15 protein-coding genes are annotated in these 16,505 nt (G+C 61.4%); 6 read left to right on the top strand and 9 right to left on the bottom strand.

Going from position 1 to position 16,505, the window contains the following annotated elements:
- Positions 1 to 98: 98 nt before the first annotated feature.
- Together NR164_RS18770 and NR164_RS18775 are read right to left on the bottom strand one after the other, a co-directional pair.
- Positions 99 to 314 carry a TIGR02450 family Trp-rich protein gene (locus tag NR164_RS18770; protein WP_017845504.1) on the bottom strand — a complete coding sequence of 72 codons (216 nt, stop codon included), beginning with the start codon at positions 312 to 314 and terminating at the stop codon, positions 99 to 101.
- Positions 314 to 1,297 (bottom strand): NAD(P)/FAD-dependent oxidoreductase, encoded by a 984-nt coding sequence (locus NR164_RS18775; RefSeq protein ID WP_017845503.1) that lies wholly within the window; start codon positions 1,295 to 1,297, stop codon positions 314 to 316. Before NR164_RS18775 ends, NR164_RS18770 begins: the two co-directional genes overlap by 1 nt.
- A 211-nt stretch (positions 1,298 to 1,508) precedes the next feature.
- Between NR164_RS18775 and NR164_RS18780 the strand changes: the two genes are divergently transcribed.
- Positions 1,509 to 2,408 carry a TIGR01777 family oxidoreductase gene (locus NR164_RS18780; RefSeq protein WP_046384748.1) on the top strand — a complete coding sequence of 300 codons (900 nt, stop codon included), beginning with the start codon at positions 1,509 to 1,511 and terminating at the stop codon, positions 2,406 to 2,408.
- Between the two features lie 14 nt (positions 2,409 to 2,422).
- Entirely contained in the window at positions 2,423 to 3,448 is a 1,026-nt protein-coding gene (gene hemH / locus NR164_RS18785) for a ferrochelatase (RefSeq protein WP_017845501.1), read from the top strand.
- 101 nt (positions 3,449 to 3,549) lie between these two features.
- Here the strand turns inward: hemH and NR164_RS18790 are convergent, their stop codons facing one another.
- On the bottom strand, positions 3,550 to 5,646 hold the full coding sequence (locus tag NR164_RS18790) for a TonB-dependent siderophore receptor (protein ID WP_256823095.1): 2,097 nt from the start codon (positions 5,644 to 5,646) through the stop codon (positions 3,550 to 3,552).
- A gap of 114 nt (positions 5,647 to 5,760) precedes the next feature.
- Positions 5,761 to 6,915 (bottom strand): Do family serine endopeptidase AlgW, encoded by a 1,155-nt coding sequence (gene algW / locus NR164_RS18795; RefSeq protein ID WP_017845499.1) that lies wholly within the window; start codon positions 6,913 to 6,915, stop codon positions 5,761 to 5,763.
- Positions 6,916 to 7,017: 102 nt separating this feature from the next.
- On the opposite strand from algW, the gene NR164_RS18800 reads away from it, so the two are divergent.
- From NR164_RS18800 to cysN, 3 genes are all read left to right on the top strand, one after another.
- Positions 7,018 to 7,776, top strand: a complete 759-nt coding sequence (locus NR164_RS18800) for a Nif3-like dinuclear metal center hexameric protein (RefSeq protein WP_017845498.1) — start codon at positions 7,018 to 7,020, stop codon at positions 7,774 to 7,776.
- Positions 7,777 to 7,956: 180 nt separating this feature from the next.
- The gene (cysD, locus tag NR164_RS18805) at positions 7,957 to 8,874 is read left to right on the top strand and encodes a sulfate adenylyltransferase subunit CysD (protein ID WP_256823096.1); all 918 of its coding nucleotides are present in this window, start codon (positions 7,957 to 7,959) and stop codon (positions 8,872 to 8,874) included.
- Positions 8,875 to 8,883: 9 nt separating this feature from the next.
- Entirely contained in the window at positions 8,884 to 10,782 is a 1,899-nt protein-coding gene (cysN, locus tag NR164_RS18810) for a sulfate adenylyltransferase subunit CysN (RefSeq protein ID WP_046488067.1), read from the top strand.
- A gap of 98 nt (positions 10,783 to 10,880) precedes the next feature.
- On the opposite strand, the gene NR164_RS18815 is transcribed toward cysN, so the two are convergent.
- The 4 genes from NR164_RS18815 to NR164_RS18830 form a co-directional block, all read right to left on the bottom strand.
- A complete protein-coding gene (locus NR164_RS18815; RefSeq protein WP_079442828.1) occupies positions 10,881 to 11,723 on the bottom strand; it encodes a hypothetical protein in 843 nt (280 codons plus the stop codon).
- A gap of 343 nt (positions 11,724 to 12,066) precedes the next feature.
- Positions 12,067 to 12,966: an acyltransferase gene (locus tag NR164_RS18820; RefSeq protein ID WP_046384745.1), complete on the bottom strand. Its 900-nt coding sequence runs from the start codon at positions 12,964 to 12,966 to the stop codon at positions 12,067 to 12,069.
- The gene (pta, locus tag NR164_RS18825; RefSeq protein WP_017845495.1) at positions 12,967 to 15,066 is read right to left on the bottom strand and encodes a phosphate acetyltransferase; all 2,100 of its coding nucleotides are present in this window, start codon (positions 15,064 to 15,066) and stop codon (positions 12,967 to 12,969) included.
- Positions 15,067 to 15,145: 79 nt separating this feature from the next.
- On the bottom strand, positions 15,146 to 15,436 hold the full coding sequence (locus NR164_RS18830) for a DUF3565 domain-containing protein (RefSeq protein WP_046384743.1): 291 nt from the start codon (positions 15,434 to 15,436) through the stop codon (positions 15,146 to 15,148).
- On the opposite strand from NR164_RS18830, the gene NR164_RS18835 reads away from it, so the two are divergent.
- A complete protein-coding gene (locus tag NR164_RS18835; protein WP_046384742.1) occupies positions 15,435 to 15,920 on the top strand; it encodes a peptidylprolyl isomerase in 486 nt (161 codons plus the stop codon). The genes NR164_RS18830 and NR164_RS18835 overlap by 2 nt on opposite strands.
- A gap of 164 nt (positions 15,921 to 16,084) precedes the next feature.
- Here the strand turns inward: NR164_RS18835 and rpsT are convergent, their stop codons facing one another.
- Complete coding sequence (gene rpsT, locus NR164_RS18840; RefSeq protein ID WP_003215870.1) at positions 16,085 to 16,363, bottom strand: 30S ribosomal protein S20; 279 nt, start codon at positions 16,361 to 16,363, stop codon at positions 16,085 to 16,087.
- Between the last annotated feature and the right edge of the window lie 142 nt (positions 16,364 to 16,505).

Genomic DNA, 16,505 nt, shown 5'->3' on the forward strand with positions numbered 1-16,505 from the left:
AAGATTCCTGTACAAGCGTAAAAGCATGTACAGCTAAATCTCATCATAGGTTTGATGCTGTACAAGTCAAATGCTTTGTACAAGTATTTGTGCGAGGGCTATTTCCAGCCGATTCGCCAGTCCTCGGCGCTTTGCAGGGTTTGCCAGGGCAGGCGTTCTCCGCGCCGGGTCATGACGGCTTGCAGCTCGATGTCGAGCACGTTGCCTTCTTCATCACAAAACAGTTCGGTGACCAGGAAGTGTTTTTCCTTGTTGCGCGGGTGTGCTGCTGTCCACTTCGACAGCAGCAATTTAGCGGGGTTTATGCGGTTCATTACAGGTGCTCGATCAAGCGTCGCGCGGCTTCCTGGCCACTGAGCCAGGCGCCTTCCACGCGGCCCGACAGGCACCAGTCGCCACAGACGTACAAGCCCAGGTCGGCGTCGGCCAGCACGCCGAATTCATGGGCGCTGGACGGTCGTGCGTAGAGCCAGCGGTGCGCCAGGCTGAACGAAGGCGCGGGCATGGCGCTGTGCAGCAGTTCGGCGAAGGCGCCGTGCAGGTGTTCGATCACTGCTTCTTTGGGCAGGTCCAGATGTTCTTTGCTCCAGGCGCTGGTGGCGTGCAGCACCCAGGTGTCGAGGACGGTGTCGCGCCCCGGTTTGCTGCGGTTGCGGGCCAGCCAGTCGAGGGCGCTGTCTTGCACGAAGCAGCCTTCCATCGGGGTTTCCAGCGGCTTGTCGAAGGCCAGCGCGATGGCCCAGGTCGGGTCCATCTTCACGCCGGCGGCGGCACTTGCCAGCTTCGGTGCGGCGGCCAGCAGGGCGGTCGCTTGCGGGGCGGGCGTGGCGATGATGACGTGGCTGAACGGACCATGGTTGCCGCCGTCGGCGTCCAGCAGGTTCCAGTGCCGTTTGCCTTGGAACACTTCGGTGATACGGCAGCTGAACTGCACCGGCAGGTCGTCAAGCAGGGCGCGGGTGATGGCGCTCATGCGCGGCGTGCCGACCCAGCGGATCTGTTCATCGGGGGAGGGCGTGAGTTCGCCGGACTTGAAGTTATACAGCTGCGGCTTCCATTGCTCGGCCCAGCCATTACCTTGCCAGCGCTGCACTTCGTTGACGAAGCGGCGGTCGCGGGCGGTGAAGTACTGCGCGCCCATGTCCAGTGCGCCGGCGTCGCTGCGCTTGCTGGACATGCGGCCACCACTGCCGCGGCTTTTATCGAAGAGTTGTACAACATGCCCGGCGTCTCGTAACGCTCGGGCGGCGGAGAGACCGGCGATGCCGGTGCCGATGATCGCGATGGGGACAGTCATGGGAGGCCTCGTTTTACCGTTGGGTACAGACTACGCCGACACCAATAGCTGTACAATATTGTTTTTTGGTATAAGTTTTGGCGTACCTGATCGTTTGGCGTGACCTATGGTTAAAGCTGAGGCTTAAATCAATGTCACGCCCGATTGCAAATGATCCCTGCTTATAAAATAGACCAGTGATCGGTGGCGAACGTTACATGAGGAAGATCCCATGCATATTTTGCTGACCGGCGGTACCGGCCTGATCGGCCGTCAACTCTGCCAACATTGGCTGGCGCAAGGGCATCGCCTGACGGTGTGGAGCCGTCGCCCTGAACAGGTCGCCCGGTTATGTGGCGATGCGGTGCGCGGTGTCGCTAGCCTGCAAGAGGTTATCGGCCCGGTGGACGCGGTCATTAATCTGGCCGGCGCGCCGATCGCCGATCGCCCCTGGACGCATAAACGCAAGGCGCTGCTGTGGAGCAGCCGCATCAGTCTGACCGAAACCCTGCTGGTGTGGCTGGAAGGCCTGGCGGAGAAACCGGCGGTGTTGATTTCCGGTTCTGCCGTGGGCTGGTACGGCGACGGCGGCGAGCGCGAACTGACCGAAGCCAGCGGCCCGGTGCAGGACGATTTCCCCAGCCAGTTGTGCGTCGCCTGGGAAGAAACCGCCCAGCGCGCCGAAGCCCTGGGCATTCGTGTGGTGCTGGTGCGTACCGGGCTGGTGCTGGCGGCCGAGGGCGGCTTTTTGTCGCGGCTGTTGCTGCCGTTCAAGCTGGCACTGGGCGGGCCGATTGGGAATGGTCGGCAGTGGATGCCGTGGGTGCATATCCACGATCAAATCGCGCTGATAGATTTTCTTCTGCACCAGCACGACGCCCGCGGTCCCTATAATGCCTGCGCGCCGCACCCGGTGCGTAACCGCGAGTTTGCCAAGACGTTGGGCCAGGTGCTGCACCGCCCGGCGTTCATGCCCATGCCGGCCTTCGTGTTGAAGGTGGGGTTGGGCGAGTTGTCCGGTTTGTTGCTGGGCGGCCAGAAAGCTTTGCCCGAACGCCTGTTGGCGGCCGGTTTCACTTTCCAGTTCACTGAGTTGAAGGCGGCCTTGGACGACTTGTCCAGCCGCCTCTAGAGATAGGATGTTGCATGACGGATCACGCGTTGTTACTGGTCAACCTGGGGTCACCGGCGTCTACTTCGGTGGCCGATGTGCGCAGCTACCTCAATCAGTTCCTGATGGATCCTTACGTGATCGACCTGCCGTGGCCGGTGCGGCGCTTGCTGGTTTCGCTGATCCTGATCAAGCGTCCCGAGCAGTCGGCCCATGCCTATGCCTCGATCTGGTGGGAGGAAGGCTCGCCGCTGGTGGTGCTCAGCCAGCGCCTGCAACAGAAAATGACTGCGCAGTGGACCCAGGGTCCGGTGGAGCTGGCGATGCGTTATGGCGAGCCGTCCCTTGAAACGACCCTGACGCGCCTGGCCGCCCAGGGCGTTCAGAAAATCACCCTGGCGCCGTTGTACCCGCAGTTCGCCGACAGCACCGTGACCACGGTGATTGAAGAAGCCCAGCGGGTGGTGCGCGACAAGAAGCTCAAGGTGCAGTTCTCGATCCTGCAACCGTTCTACGATCAGCCGGAGTACCTCGATGCGTTGGCGGCGAGCGTGCGGCCTTACGTGGCGCAGGAGTACGACCACCTGCTCCTGAGTTTCCACGGCCTGCCCGAGCGTCATCTGACCAAGCTCGACCCTACCGGCGCGCATTGCTTCAAGGATGCCGATTGCTGCCGCAACGCTTCGCCGCAGGTGCTTGCCACGTGTTACCGCGCACAGTGCTTCAGCGTCGCCCGCAATTTTGCCGAACGCATGGGGCTGCCGGACGGCAAATGGTCGGTGGCATTCCAGTCGCGCCTGGGCCGGGCGAAGTGGATCGAACCCTACACCGAGGCACGCCTGGAAGCGTTGGCCCAGCAAGGCGTGAAAAAGCTGCTGGTGATGTGCCCGGCGTTCGTGGCCGACTGCATCGAGACGCTGGAAGAGATCGGCGACCGTGGCCGGGAGCAATTCCGCGCAGCGGGCGGCGAGGAGTTGGTGCTGGTGCCGTGCTTGAATGACAGCGAGCAGTGGGCGGTGGCGCTTAACACCCTGTGCGAGCGGGCCCCCGTGGCACTGTAATGTGGGAGGGGCTTGCTCCCGATAGCGGTTTGCCAGTCACTGGGTGAGGTGACTGTTGTAGCGCTATCGGGGGCAAGCCCCCTCCCACAGGTTTGACCGTGTTACAGGTTGAGGGTCAGGCTGACCGTGAAGTTGCGCGGTTCACCGGGGCTGACCCAATAGTTGCTGTAGGCGCGTTCGTAGTACTTTTCATCAAACAGGTTGTTAAGGTTCAGGCCCACGGTGACGTTGTCGGTGGCTTTGTAATGCGCCAGCAGGTCCACGGTGTGATAAGCGGGCAGTTCGAAACTGCCGCCGGCTTCACCGGAGCGATCACCGACATAGGTGAACGCCGCGCCCACGTCTGAACCGCGCAACGTGCCGTCCTGGAATTCATACACGCCCAACAGGCTGCCGCTGCGCTTGGCCACGCCGAGAATGCGGCTGCCGGTGGGGATGGCTTTATCGCCCTTGGTCACTTCGGCATCGATGTAGGCGAACGCGCCGATCACGCGCACTGCCTCGCTCAGTTGCCCGCTCAGTTGCAGGTCAAACCCTTGGCTGCGTGCCTTGCCCATGGCGCGTTGGGTGTCGGTGGCCGGGTCCACGGTCAGCACGTTTTCCTTCTCGATGTGGAACGCGGCGAGGGTGGCGCTGAGGCGCTCGTCGAACAGCTCGCTCTTGATCCCCACTTCATACCCCACGCCCTCTTCAGGCTTGAAGGATTTGCCGCCAGCGTCCAGGCCGTTGTTCGGCTTGAATGAGGTCGAGGCGTTGGCGAACACCCCGACTTCAGGTGTGAGCTGGTAGAGCAGGCCGGCGCGCTGGGTCAGGGCGTCGTGGGTCTGGCGGCTCTTGGCGTGATGACGGGTGAAGTCGTCGGTGTGTTGCTCGAAGTGCTCGAAGCGCGCGCCGAGCATGCCGCGCAGGCGTTCGGTGAAGACGATCTGGTCTTGCAGGTTCAGTGCCTGGCTTTTTACCTGTTCGGAGAAGTCAGTGCCGGAGCGCTCGCCATTGGGTTTGGGCTGGCCGTAGACCGGGTTGTAGATGTCGATCGCGTAGGGGCTGCCGGCGATGGCGGTCACGCGTTCCTTCTTGCGGTAATCCTCGTACTCGGTGCCGATCAGCAGCTCATGTTGCCAACGACCGATGTCGAACAGACCGCGCAGTTCCAGTTGGGTGATGCTGTCGTGCCAACCCATGGAGCGTTCGCGGTAGCGGCGGTTGACGGTGTGGCCGTCGCTGTTCAGCGCGCGGTTTTCCGAAGCGTCGCCCCACAGGCTGCCTTGTTTGTAATGGCTGGCCAGGCGCAGGGCCCACGTGTCGTTGAGGTGATGTTCGAGGGTGGCCTGGAGGCGGTTGTTGTGGTTGTTGATGTCGCCGTCGTTGGGCTCGCCGAGGAAGGTGGAGCGCGACATGCCGCGCGGCGCGACGATGCCGCGGTCGAAGGTGGAGCGGTGGCGCACGAATTCGCTTTCCACCAGCAGGTGCGTGTCGGGGGCCAGTTGCCAGCTGAAGGACGGCGCGACGAACACCCGCTTGGCGTCTACGTGATCGCGGAAACTATGGTTGTCTTCCACCGCCAGATTGACCCGTGTCAGCAGTTGCCCTTCGCTGTCGAGCGGGGTGTTCACGTCCAGCGCGGTGCGATAGCGGTCCCAACTGCCGGCGCTGGTTTGCAGGGTGGTGAACGCGTCGGGCTGGGGTTTCTTGGTGACGATATTCACCGTGCCGCCGGGATCGCCGCGCCCGTACAGGCTGGCGGCGGGGCCTTTGAGCACTTCGATGCGTTCGAGATTGGCGGCGTCCGGCGTGCTCGGGTAACCGCGGTTGGCGCTGAAGCCGTCCTGGTAGAACTCCGACGTGGTGAAGCCGCGCACGCTGTATTCGTAGAGGGTGAGGCCGCCGAAGTTGTTCTGCTTGGAGACGCCGCCGGCAAATTCCAGGGCGCGTTCCACGTCGGTGCTGCCCAGGTCGTTGAGCACATTGGCGGGAATCACGCTGATGGATTGCGGGATGTCACGCAGCGCGGTGTCGGTCTTGGTTGCGCTGGCGGAGCGGGTGGCGCGATAGCCGTTGACCGGGCCGGTGGCGGATTCGTAGGCGTCGGTGGTGACGCTGATGGCGTCCAGTTCAATGCGGGTGTCTTCGGCGCAGGCGGGGTCCAGCAGCAAACCCAAGGCCAGGCCGGCCAAGGGGGGAAACGTGCGAGGCAACATGATAGAGCGTTCCAATAGCGATATTGAAACAATATAACATGTCATTATGTCAGCGGTTCGGTTCTGAAATATGTGCTTACAGGTGCCCGCGAACGGGCACCTGGAGTACGCGGGTTATTCCTCTTCCGTCACCGGCGCGGGCGGTGGGCGCAGGCCGATTTCCGCCGTCAGGTTGAGCTCTTTACCGTTGCGCATCACCTGGATCGTGACCTTGTCGGTCGGTTTGATCCGCGCCACTTGGTTCATCGACTTGCGGCCATCACCGGCCGGTTCGCCGTCGATGCTGAGGATCACATCGCCCAGTTGCAGGCCGGCCTTTTGCGCCGGGCCATCGCGGAAGATCCCGGCGACCACGATGCCCGGGCGCCCGGTCAGGCCAAACGACTCGGCCAGTTCCTTGCTCAGCGGCTGCACTTCGATCCCCAGCCAGCCACGGATCACCTGGCCGTGCTCGATGATCGACTTCATCACTTCCATCGCCAGCTTGACCGGGATCGCGAAACCGATGCCCTGGGAGCCGCCGGACTTGGAGAAAATCGCCGTGTTGATGCCGGTCAGGTTGCCGTTGGCATCCACCAGCGCGCCGCCGGAGTTGCCCGGGTTGATCGCGGCGTCGGTCTGGATGAAGTCTTCGTAGCTGTTGAGGCCCAACTGGTTACGCCCGGTGGCGCTGATGATGCCCATGGTGACCGTCTGGCCGACGCCGAACGGGTTGCCGATGGCCAGCGCGACATCGCCGACCCGCAACCCTTCGGAGCGGCCGATGGTGATCGCGGGCAGGTTTTTCAGGTCGATCTTCAATACCGCGAGGTCGGTTTCCGGGTCGCTGCCGACCACGCGGGCCAGGGTTTCGCGGCCGTCGCGCAGGGCTACCACAATCTGGTCGGCACCGGTGGTCACGTGGTTGTTGGTGAGGATGTAGCCTTCCGGGCTCATGATCACCCCGGACCCCAGGCTGGATTCCATGCGTCGCTGCTTGGGGCTGTTGTCGCCGAAATAGCGGCGGAACTGCGGGTCTTCGAACAGCGGGTGCGCCGGCTTGTTGACGACCTTGGTGGTGTACAGGTTGACCACCGCAGGGGCGGCGATGACCACGGCGTCGGCGTAGGTCACCGGGCCTTGCACCATCGTATTGGTTTGCGGGGCCTGTTGCAGGTTCACATCAAGGCTCGGTAAGCCCACCCACTGGGGGTAACGCTGAATAATCATCATCGCGATCAGCACGCCAGCCAGCAATGGCCATCCAAAAAAACGCAGTGCCTTGAGCATCAAGTAAGTCCTGACAGGTTGCAGGGGGCGGGGGAGCGCCCATAATGTCGCGCATTATACGAGGCTGCGAGCGCCTCGGAACGGGATATTTAGGAGTCTTTTATGGCCGTTGCTTTGAGCACCCTCGTCGAGGAAGCGGACCGCTACCTTGGCAGCGCAAAAATTGCCGATTACTGCCCCAACGGCCTGCAGGTCGAGGGGCGCCCGCAGGTGATGCGTATCGTCAGCGGCGTCACCGCCAGCCAGGCATTGCTCGACGCCGCCGTCGAAGCCCAGGCCGACCTGGTGCTGGTCCACCACGGTTATTTCTGGAAGGGCGAGAACCCGTGCATCACCGGCATGAAGCAGCGCCGTCTGAAGACCCTGCTCAAGCACGACATCAGCCTGCTGGCCTACCACCTGCCGCTGGACCTGCACGCCGAGGTCGGCAACAACGTACAGCTTGCTCGGCAGTTGGACATCACCGTCGAAGGCCCGCTGGACCCGGCCGACCTCAAGATCGTCGGGCTGGTCGGCTCCCTCGCCGAGCCGCTGTCGCCGCGTGACTTCGCCCACCGCGTGCAGAGCGTGTTGGGGCGCGAGCCGCTGCTGATCGAAGGCAGCGAGATGATCCGCCGCGTCGGCTGGTGTACCGGCGGTGGCCAGGGTTACATCGACCAGGCGATTGCGGCCGGCGTCGACCTGTACCTGAGCGGCGAAGCCTCCGAACAGACCTTCCACAGCGCCCGCGAAAACGACATCAGTTTTATCGCCGCCGGCCATCACGCCACCGAGCGTTACGGTGTGCAGGCGTTGGGCGATTACCTGGCGCGGCGTTTCGCCCTGGAGCATTTGTTCATCGATTGTCCCAACCCGATCTAACGCACACCACCCTCCCACCTTTGGGAGGGTTCGGCCGCCCATCGCCGCCAAACCTCGGGGCATATCCATATACCGTTTCGATCTAGTCGGCGCCCTGAATAGAAGCAGGTGCTGTGCTAGCATGCCTCGCTCGAACACGGCCCGCTGGCCGTCCATAAGATCGTTTTTCCGTGAGTAGCCATGGTCGACAAACTGACGCATCTGAAACAGCTGGAGGCGGAAAGCATCCACATCATCCGCGAGGTCGCCGCCGAGTTCGACAACCCGGTGATGCTCTACTCGATCGGTAAAGACTCCGCCGTGATGCTGCACCTGGCACGCAAGGCGTTCTTCCCGGGCAAGCTGCCGTTCCCGGTGATGCACGTCGACACCCAGTGGAAATTCCAGGAGATGTACACGTTCCGCGACCGCATGGTTGAAGAACTGGGCCTGGACCTGATCACCCACGTCAACCCGGACGGTGTGGCGCAGGGCATCAACCCGTTCACCCACGGCAGCGCCAAGCACACCGACATCATGAAGACCGAAGGCCTCAAGCAGGCTCTGGACAAGTATGGTTTCGACGCAGCCTTCGGCGGTGCCCGTCGCGATGAAGAGAAATCCCGTGCCAAAGAGCGCGTGTACTCGTTCCGCGACAGCAAGCACCGCTGGGACCCGAAAAACCAGCGCCCGGAGCTGTGGGACGTCTACAACGGCAACGTCAACAAGGGCGAGTCGATCCGTGTGTTCCCGCTGTCCAACTGGACCGAACTGGACATCTGGCAGTACATCTACCTGGAAGGCATCCCGATCGTGCCGCTGTACTTCGCCGCCGAGCGCGATGTGATCGAGAAGAACGGCACGTTGATCATGATCGACGACGACCGCATCCTCGAGCACCTGTCCGACGAAGACAAAGCCCGTATCGTCAAAAAGAAAGTCCGTTTCCGTACCCTTGGCTGCTACCCGTTGACGGGCGCGGTGGAGTCCGAAGCGGAGACGCTGACGGACATCATTCAGGAAATGCTCCTGACGCGAACTTCCGAGCGCCAGGGCCGGGTCATCGACCACGATGGTGCCGGCTCGATGGAAGATAAAAAACGTCAAGGCTATTTCTAAGGGGTTGTCATGTCGCATCAATCTGATTTGATCAGCGAGGACATCCTCGCTTACCTGGGCCAGCACGAGCGCAAGGAAATGTTGCGCTTCCTGACCTGCGGCAACGTCGACGACGGCAAGAGCACCCTGATCGGGCGCCTGCTGCACGACTCCAAGATGATCTACGAAGATCACCTGGAAGCCATCACCCGCGATTCGAAGAAGGTCGGCACCACCGGTGACGACATCGACCTGGCTCTGCTGGTCGACGGCCTGCAGGCCGAGCGCGAGCAAGGCATCACCATCGATGTCGCCTACCGCTACTTCTCCACCGCCAAGCGTAAATTCATCATTGCCGACACCCCCGGCCATGAGCAGTACACCCGCAACATGGCCACCGGTGCGTCCACCTGTGACCTGGCGATCATCCTGGTCGACGCGCGCTACGGCGTGCAGACCCAGACCCGTCGCCACAGCTTCATTGCCTCGTTGCTGGGCATCAAGCACATCGTGGTCGCCATCAACAAGATGGACCTCAACGGCTTCGACGAAGGCGTATTCGAGCAGATCAAGGCCGACTACCTGAAGTTCGCCGACGGTATCGCCTTCAAGCCGAGCACCATGGCGTTCGTGCCGATGTCGGCGCTCAAGGGCGACAACGTGGTGAACAAGAGCGAGCGTTCGCCGTGGTACACCGGCCAGTCGCTGATGGAGATCCTCGAGACCGTCGAGATCGCCAACGACCGCAACTACACCGACCTGCGTTTCCCGGTGCAGTACGTCAACCGTCCGAACCTGAACTTCCGCGGTTTCGCCGGCACCCTGGCCAGCGGCATCGTCCACAAGGGCGACGAAGTCGTGGTGCTGCCGTCGGGCAAGAGCAGCCGCGTCAAATCCATCGTCACCTTCGACGGTGAACTGGAACACGCCGGTCCCGGCCAGGCCGTGACCCTGACCATGGAAGACGAGATCGACATCTCCCGTGGCGACCTGCTGGTGCATGCCGACAACGTGCCGCAAGTGACCGACGCCTTCGACGCCATGCTGGTGTGGATGGCCGAAGAGCCGATGCTGCCGGGCAAGAAATACGACATCAAGCGCGCCACCAGCTACGTGCCGGGTTCCATCACCAGCATCGTGCATCGCGTGGACGTGAACACCCTGGCCGAAGGCCCGGCGAGTTCGCTGCAGTTGAACGAAATCGGCCGGGTCAAGGTCAGCCTCGACGCCGCCATCGCCCTGGACGGTTACGCGAGCAACCGCACCACCGGCGCGTTCATCGTCATCGACCGCTTGACCAATGGCACCGTGGCCGCGGGCATGATCATCGCGCCGCCGGTCAGCCACGGCAGCGCCGCGCAGCACGGCAAGTTGGCCCATGTGGCCACCGAAGAGCGCGCCCAGCGCTTCGGCCAGCAGCCGGCCACCGTGTTGTTCAGCGGCTTGTCGGGCGCCGGCAAAAGCACCCTGGCCTATGCGGTTGAACGCAAGTTGTTCGACATGGGCCGCGCGGTGTTTGTACTGGATGGCCAGAACCTGCGCCACGACCTGAACAAAGGCTTGCCGCAGGATCGCGTCGGGCGTACCGAGAACTGGCGTCGTGCGGCTCACGTCGCGCGCCAGTTCAACGAAGCCGGCCTGCTGACCCTGGCCGCGTTCGTTGCGCCGGATGCCGAAGGGCGTGAACAGGCCAAGGCACTGATCGGTGCCGACCGCTTGCTGACGGTCTACGTGCAGGCTTCGCCGCTGGTGTGCGCCGAGCGCGATCCACAAGGCTTGTACGCGGCCGGTGGGGATAACATCCCTGGCGAGTCCTTCCCCTACGACGTGCCGTTGAATGCCGATCTGGTGATCGACACCCAGGCCCTGTCGCTGGAAGACAGCGTCAAGCAAGTGCTGGAGCTGTTGCGTCAGCGCGGCGCGATATAGGCGTGCTGATAAGCGTTAAGCGTTAAGCGTTAAGCGTCAAGCTGCAAAAAAGCCCGTCAGCGTGTGAATCGCGACGGGCTTTTTAGTGTGTCTGAGGGTTAAATTTCTTCGCGAGCAGGGACATCAGTTTGGGTGATTACGTCACTGTCTCTTTTTTCTGAGAGGGTTGCTTCCGAGGTGGTATTGATGGTGTTTTTGCCTCCGCCTATACGAATGTCGCCCTTGCCTTCGGTGGTGATGAAGGAGGCTCCGCCACTACTGGTGATAGAGAACCTTCCGGAAAGTGAGGTCATTGTGTCGCGGTCCCCGCGGCCAGCGATATGAGTCGCCTGATCGGGGCCACCACCTGTTCCGCTCCTCATGATGTTGTTGCCGGCACCGCCGTCAAGTGAGTTATACCGACTTAGTCCCCCGGTCAGAAAGTCGTTGCCGCCTTGTCCTTCAAGCATGCCCCCGCCACTCCCCAAGGACGCTTCATCATCACCGTTACCCAGGTATGCGAATGTTAGGCCGCCTCCGCTCTTGACGTGATCGTCACCGTCTCCGGTGTAGATCGCAACGGTGTTTTTTACGTCTTCATCTACAGTGACCCGGTCGTTGCCGCCGTTGGTTTTGATAAGGAGTGTTTTTAAGGCCTTTTCGTTCTCCAGATTTAACGGGTAACTTTCCCCGTTGATATCTGCCGTAACCTTATTGTCACTGCCCAGGCGAATGTGAATGCGGTCGTTTTCGTTACCCGTATTAATGGTGACGCGTTTAGGTATGCCTGGAGTATTGGCTTCCTGGAGATCGTAATCTGCGCTGATCGTTAGATTGCCGTCTTCGTATGTCTTGCTGTAGACATCCGGTGTCGACTGGTCACGTCCTGGGTGAAGTCGACTAACTAGAAGTGAGGGCAGCGAATATGGAACATAGGGTGCGGATGTCGGCGAGATGTTCATGAAGTTGGTTCCGTAAGTTTTCTGATGGTATTGCATTCTGCGTAGACACTTGATTCATGCGTCTGGCGCCCACCTGAGGGCGCATTGCCTGAGTGGTGTTTAATGGATAGCGGTTTCTGTTGAACTTGTTTCTGCGAGTAACAAGTCGGCCGGTGTTTGGTGCGATATAAACCTTGCCACCACAAAAAGCCCGCCACCGATCACTCGGTGGCGGGCTTTTTACATGCTCAAGAACGTCTCGGTTGAATGTGGGAGGGGGCTTGCCCCCGATTGCAGAGTGTCAGTCAGAGCATCGGGTGACTGAACCACCGCTATCGGGGGCAAGCCCCCTCCCACCTTTTGATCAGTGGCGGCCTGGGTAGTCGGTGTGCAACTGTTTCAGCAGCGCGTCCTTGTCTTCCCACAACCGGTTGATCCAGGCCTGGAACGCCAGCCGATACTCGCTATCCTGCTCATAATTCTTGCCAATGAACTCGGCCGGAATCTGCACCTCTTCGAACTGCACCACCACGTCCTGCACATTCCCACACAACAAGTCCCAGTAGCCTGGGCGCCCGGCGGGGTAGTGGATGGTCACATTGACCAATGACTTGAGCTGCTCACCCATGGCATCCAGCACAAACGCGATACCGCCAGCCTTGGGCTTGAGCAGGTAGCGAAACGGCGACTTCTGCTGCGCATGCTTGCCGACGGTAAACCGCGTGCCTTCGGCAAAGTTGAAAATGCCCACAGGGTTGGCGCGAAACTTAGCGCAGGTCTTGCGGGTGGTTTCCAGGTCCTTGCCTTTCTTCTCCGGGTGTTTTTCCAAGTAGGCCTTGGAGTAGCGCTTCATGAACGGAAAGCCCAACGCCCACCAGGCCAGGCCAATCACCGGCACCCAGATCAGTTCCTGCTTGAGAAAGAACTTCAGCGGGCGAATGCGGCGATTGAGCACGTATTGCAGGACCATGATGTCGACCCAGCTCTGGTGGTTGCTGGTCACCAGATAAGAGTGCTGGTAGTCCAGCCCTTCCAGGCCTTTGAGGTGCCAGCGGGTGCGCCGTACCAGGTTCATCCACGCCTTGTTGTTGCTGATCCAGGCTTCATGGGTGTGGTTCATCAGCCATTCGCTGAAACGTTTGGCGAACGGCAGGGCCTTGAACAGTGCGACGATGAACAGGAACGAACACAGCAGGATCGTGTTCAGCGCCAGCAGCAACGACGCGATTACCCCGCGCACGGCGGCAGGTAGAAAATCCAGCATTTAGATATCCATAGGTCGGTTGGCGGCTTGAATCGCGGTCAGGGCGATGGTGTACACAATGTCGTCGACCTGGGCGCCGCGCGGCAGGTCGTTCACCGGTTTGCGCAGGCCCTGGAGCATCGGCCCGAGGCTGACGCAATCGGCGCTGCGTTGTACCGCCTTGTGGGTGGTATTGCCGGTGTTCAGGTCGGGGAACACGAAGACCGTGGCCTTGCCCGCCACCAGGCTGTTGGGCGCCAGTTGCCGGGCGACGGTTTCGTTGGCGGCGGCATCGTATTGCAACGGGCCGTCGATCAGCAGCGAACTTTGCTGTTCATGGGCGAGCAGGGTGGCTTCGCGGACCTTTTCCACCTCTTCGCCGCTGGCCGACTCACCGCTGGAATAGCTGATCATCGCCACCCGTGGGGTGATACCGAACGCGGCCGCCGAATCGGCGCTCTGCAGGGCGATTTCCGCCAGTTCGACGGCGCTCGGGTGCGGGTTCATCACACAGTCGCCGTACACCAGCACCTGTTCGGGGAACAGCATGAAGAACACCGACGACACCAGGGTGCAGCCCGGCGCGGTCTTGATCAGTTGCAGGGCCGGGCGGATGGTGTTCGCGGTGGAGTGGATAACGCCGGAGACCAGGCCGTCGACTTCATCCAGGGCGAGCATCATGGTCGCGATCACCACGGTGTCTTCGAGCTGCTGTTCGGCCATCGGCGCGTTGAGGCTCTTGCTTTTGCGCAACGCGACCATCGGTTCGACATAACGCTCGCGGATCAGGTCCGGATCGAGAATCTCCAGGCCTTCGGGCAATTCGATGCCCTGGGCGCGGGCGACCGCTTCGACGTCCGCCGGCTTGGCCAGCAACACGCAGCGGGCAATGCCGCGGGCCTGGCAGATCGCGGCGGCTTGCACGGTCAACGGCTCGCTGCCTTCGGGCAGGACGATGCGCTTGTTGGCGGCCTGGGCGCGTTGGATCAACTGGTAGCGGAACACTGCCGGCGACAGGCGCATCTCCCGTGGCGTGCCGCAGCGTTGGTGCAGCCAGCGCGCATCGAGGTGGCTGGCGACGAAATCGGTGATGATCTCGGCGCGCTCACGGTCATCGATGGGGATTTCCTTGTTCAGGTTGTTGAGCAGGTTCGCGGTCTCGTAGGAACCGGTACTCACCGACAGCACCGGCAGCCCGGCCTGGAACGCGCCTCGGCAGAGGTCCATGATGCGCGGGTCGGGCAGGGTGTCGCTGGTCAGCAGCAGGCCGGCCAGGGGCACGCCGTTGATCGCCGCCAGGCTGACGGCGAGGATGATGTCGTCGCGGTCACCCGGTGTCACCACCAGCACGCCCGGCTTGAGCAGTTCCACGGTGTTGCGCATGGTGCGGGCGCAGATGATGATCTTGGTCATGCGCCGGGTTTCGTAATCCCCGGCGTTGAGGATCTGCGCGCTCATCAGGTCGGCGACGTCACGGGTGCGCGGCGCGTTGAGTTCGGGCTGGAAAGGAATGCAGCCGAGCAGGCGGAAATCCCCGCTGCGCAGCAACGGCGAATGCTCCTTGAGGCGCGCCGAGAAGGCCTCCATGCTTTCATCGGTGCGTACCTTGTTGAGGATCACGCCGAGCACTTTCGGGTCCTTCGGGCCGCCGAACAGTTGGGCCTGCAGCTCCACGCGGCCGGAGAGTTCGGTGAGCACTTCGTTTTCCGGCGCCGAGACCAGGATCACTTCCGCGTCCAGGCTCTTGGCCAGGTGCAGGTTGACCCGCGCCGCATAGCTGGCGCTGCGGGTCGGCACCATGCCTTCGACGATCAGCACGTCCTTGCCCACGGCGGCCTGCTGATACAGGGTGATGATTTCTTCGAGCAACTCGTCGAGCTGGCCGTCGCCGAGCATCCGCTCGACATGGGCCAGGCCCAGGGGCTGCGGCGGTTTGAGGCCGTGGGTGCGCGCGACCAGCTCGGTGGAGCGTTCGGGGCCGGTGTCGCCGGGGTGCGGCTGGGCAATCGGTTTGAAGAAGCCGACTTTCAACCCGGCACGTTCAAGGGTGCGGACCAGCCCAAGGCTGATAGAGGTCAGACCCACACCAAAATCGGTGGGCGCGATAAAAAAAGTCTGCATGCGAATTCTCTGGAGGTGCATGGCTTCGGTGGCGCTCTATGGTTGAGTGCCTACCGGGAATCAGGCGCCAAGGTTATCGTTATTCGCGCTCCTGCGCACACCAGCCGCAGGCAAAGGGCTGGCCTATTTTTTCCAGGCGGCGTGCGGGGTCGAGCACCCAGGCGCGCGATTGCCAGGGCGGCTGGTGGCGCAGGTGCTGGGTGTGGCCGCAGGACAGCTCGGCAACCCAGTGCCGGTCGTCGTCCTGGTGGAATCCGATGATGACGACGGCCGTTGATTGGTCCCGTCCGTCCGGGTTCTGTTCGCTTTCGGGCAAATCCTTGTTTAGACTTGTCCGTTCTTCATTCTTATGCAAAAGGTCTCGCCCCATGACGATCGCCGCTAACAAGGCTGTCTCCATCGACTATACCCTGACCAACGACGCTGGTGAGGTCATCGACAGCTCAGCCGGCGGCGCGCCGCTGGTCTACCTGCAAGGCGCAGGCAACATTATCCCGGGCCTGGAAAAAGCCCTGGAAGGCAAGCAAGTTGGTGATGAACTGAAGGTTGCCATAGAACCTGAGGAAGCTTACGGCGAATACTCCGCCGAACTGGTCAGCACCCTGAGCCGCAGCATGTTCGAAGGTGTCGACGAACTGGAAGTGGGCATGCAGTTCCACGCTTCCGCGCCGGACGGCCAAATGCAGATCGTCACCATCCGTGATCTGGACGGCGACGACGTCACTGTCGACGGTAACCACCCTCTGGCAGGCCAGCGCCTGAACTTCCAAGTGAAGATCGTTGCCATCCGCGACGCTTCCCAGGAAGAAGTCGCTCACGGCCACGTCCACGGTGAAGGCGGTCATCACCATTGATCGATGTTTTGATCAGGTGGTAGCAAAAACGCCCCGACTGGTTCGGGGCGTTTTTTTGTGCGTGCAATAAAGATGTATGGCGCCCAAACAAAAATGCCCCGGACCTTTCGGTACGGGGCATTTCTTAACTGTTACGCAGGTAAACCTGCGTGGCAGTTTATCGCTTAGGCTGCAGCAGCAAGGTTCAGAGCCTTGATGTGGCCGTTCAGGCGACCTTTATGGCGAGCAGCTTTGTTCTTGTGGATGATGCCTTTATCGGCCATACGGTCGATAACTGGCACAGCCAGAACGTAAGCAGCTTGAGCTTTTTCAGCGTCTTTTGCGTCAATGGCCTTAACTACATTCTTGATGTAGGTACGAACCATGGAACGCAGGCTGGCGTTGTGGCTGCGACGCTTCTCAGCCTGTTTTGCACGTTTTTTGGCGGAAGGTGTGTTGGCCACCGTCGAGCTCCTCGAAAGACTTTTTAGGAAATAGCAAACAAAATAGGCCGCGAATCATGCCGATGAGTTGATGGGTTGTCAAGGGCGGTTGATGCGAACTGCTGAGTGGTCGATCTGAAGAGGCGGGGGATTTATTTTCGGC

The organism is Pseudomonas sp. Pse79, assembly GCF_024519615.1.
GTDB classification, from domain to species: Bacteria; Pseudomonadota; Gammaproteobacteria; order Pseudomonadales; family Pseudomonadaceae; genus Aquipseudomonas; species Aquipseudomonas veronii.

Excerpts from the sequence above, each read along its gene's own strand:
- NR164_RS18835 (WP_046384742.1), top strand. The coding sequence starts at position 15,435 with ATGACGATCGCCGCTAACAAGGCTGTCTCCATCGACTATACCCTGACC.
- pta (WP_017845495.1), bottom strand. The coding sequence starts at position 15,066 with ATGCAGACTTTTTTTATCGCGCCCACCGATTTTGGTGTGGGTCTGACC.
- NR164_RS18820 (WP_046384745.1), bottom strand. The coding sequence starts at position 12,966 with ATGCTGGATTTTCTACCTGCCGCCGTGCGCGGGGTAATCGCGTCGTTG.
- NR164_RS18790 (WP_256823095.1), bottom strand. The coding sequence starts at position 5,646 with ATGTTGCCTCGCACGTTTCCCCCCTTGGCCGGCCTGGCCTTGGGTTTG.
- NR164_RS18800 (WP_017845498.1), top strand. The coding sequence starts at position 7,018 with ATGGCCGTTGCTTTGAGCACCCTCGTCGAGGAAGCGGACCGCTACCTT.
- algW (WP_017845499.1), bottom strand. The coding sequence starts at position 6,915 with ATGCTCAAGGCACTGCGTTTTTTTGGATGGCCATTGCTGGCTGGCGTG.
- cysD (WP_256823096.1), top strand. The coding sequence starts at position 7,957 with ATGGTCGACAAACTGACGCATCTGAAACAGCTGGAGGCGGAAAGCATC.
- NR164_RS18775 (WP_017845503.1), bottom strand. The coding sequence starts at position 1,297 with ATGACTGTCCCCATCGCGATCATCGGCACCGGCATCGCCGGTCTCTCC.
- NR164_RS18815 (WP_079442828.1), bottom strand. The coding sequence starts at position 11,723 with ATGAACATCTCGCCGACATCCGCACCCTATGTTCCATATTCGCTGCCC.
- NR164_RS18830 (WP_046384743.1), bottom strand. The coding sequence starts at position 15,436 with ATGGGGCGAGACCTTTTGCATAAGAATGAAGAACGGACAAGTCTAAAC.
- NR164_RS18780 (WP_046384748.1), top strand. The coding sequence starts at position 1,509 with ATGCATATTTTGCTGACCGGCGGTACCGGCCTGATCGGCCGTCAACTC.
- cysN (WP_046488067.1), top strand. The coding sequence starts at position 8,884 with ATGTCGCATCAATCTGATTTGATCAGCGAGGACATCCTCGCTTACCTG.
- hemH (WP_017845501.1), top strand. The coding sequence starts at position 2,423 with ATGACGGATCACGCGTTGTTACTGGTCAACCTGGGGTCACCGGCGTCT.
- NR164_RS18770 (WP_017845504.1), bottom strand. The coding sequence starts at position 314 with ATGAACCGCATAAACCCCGCTAAATTGCTGCTGTCGAAGTGGACAGCA.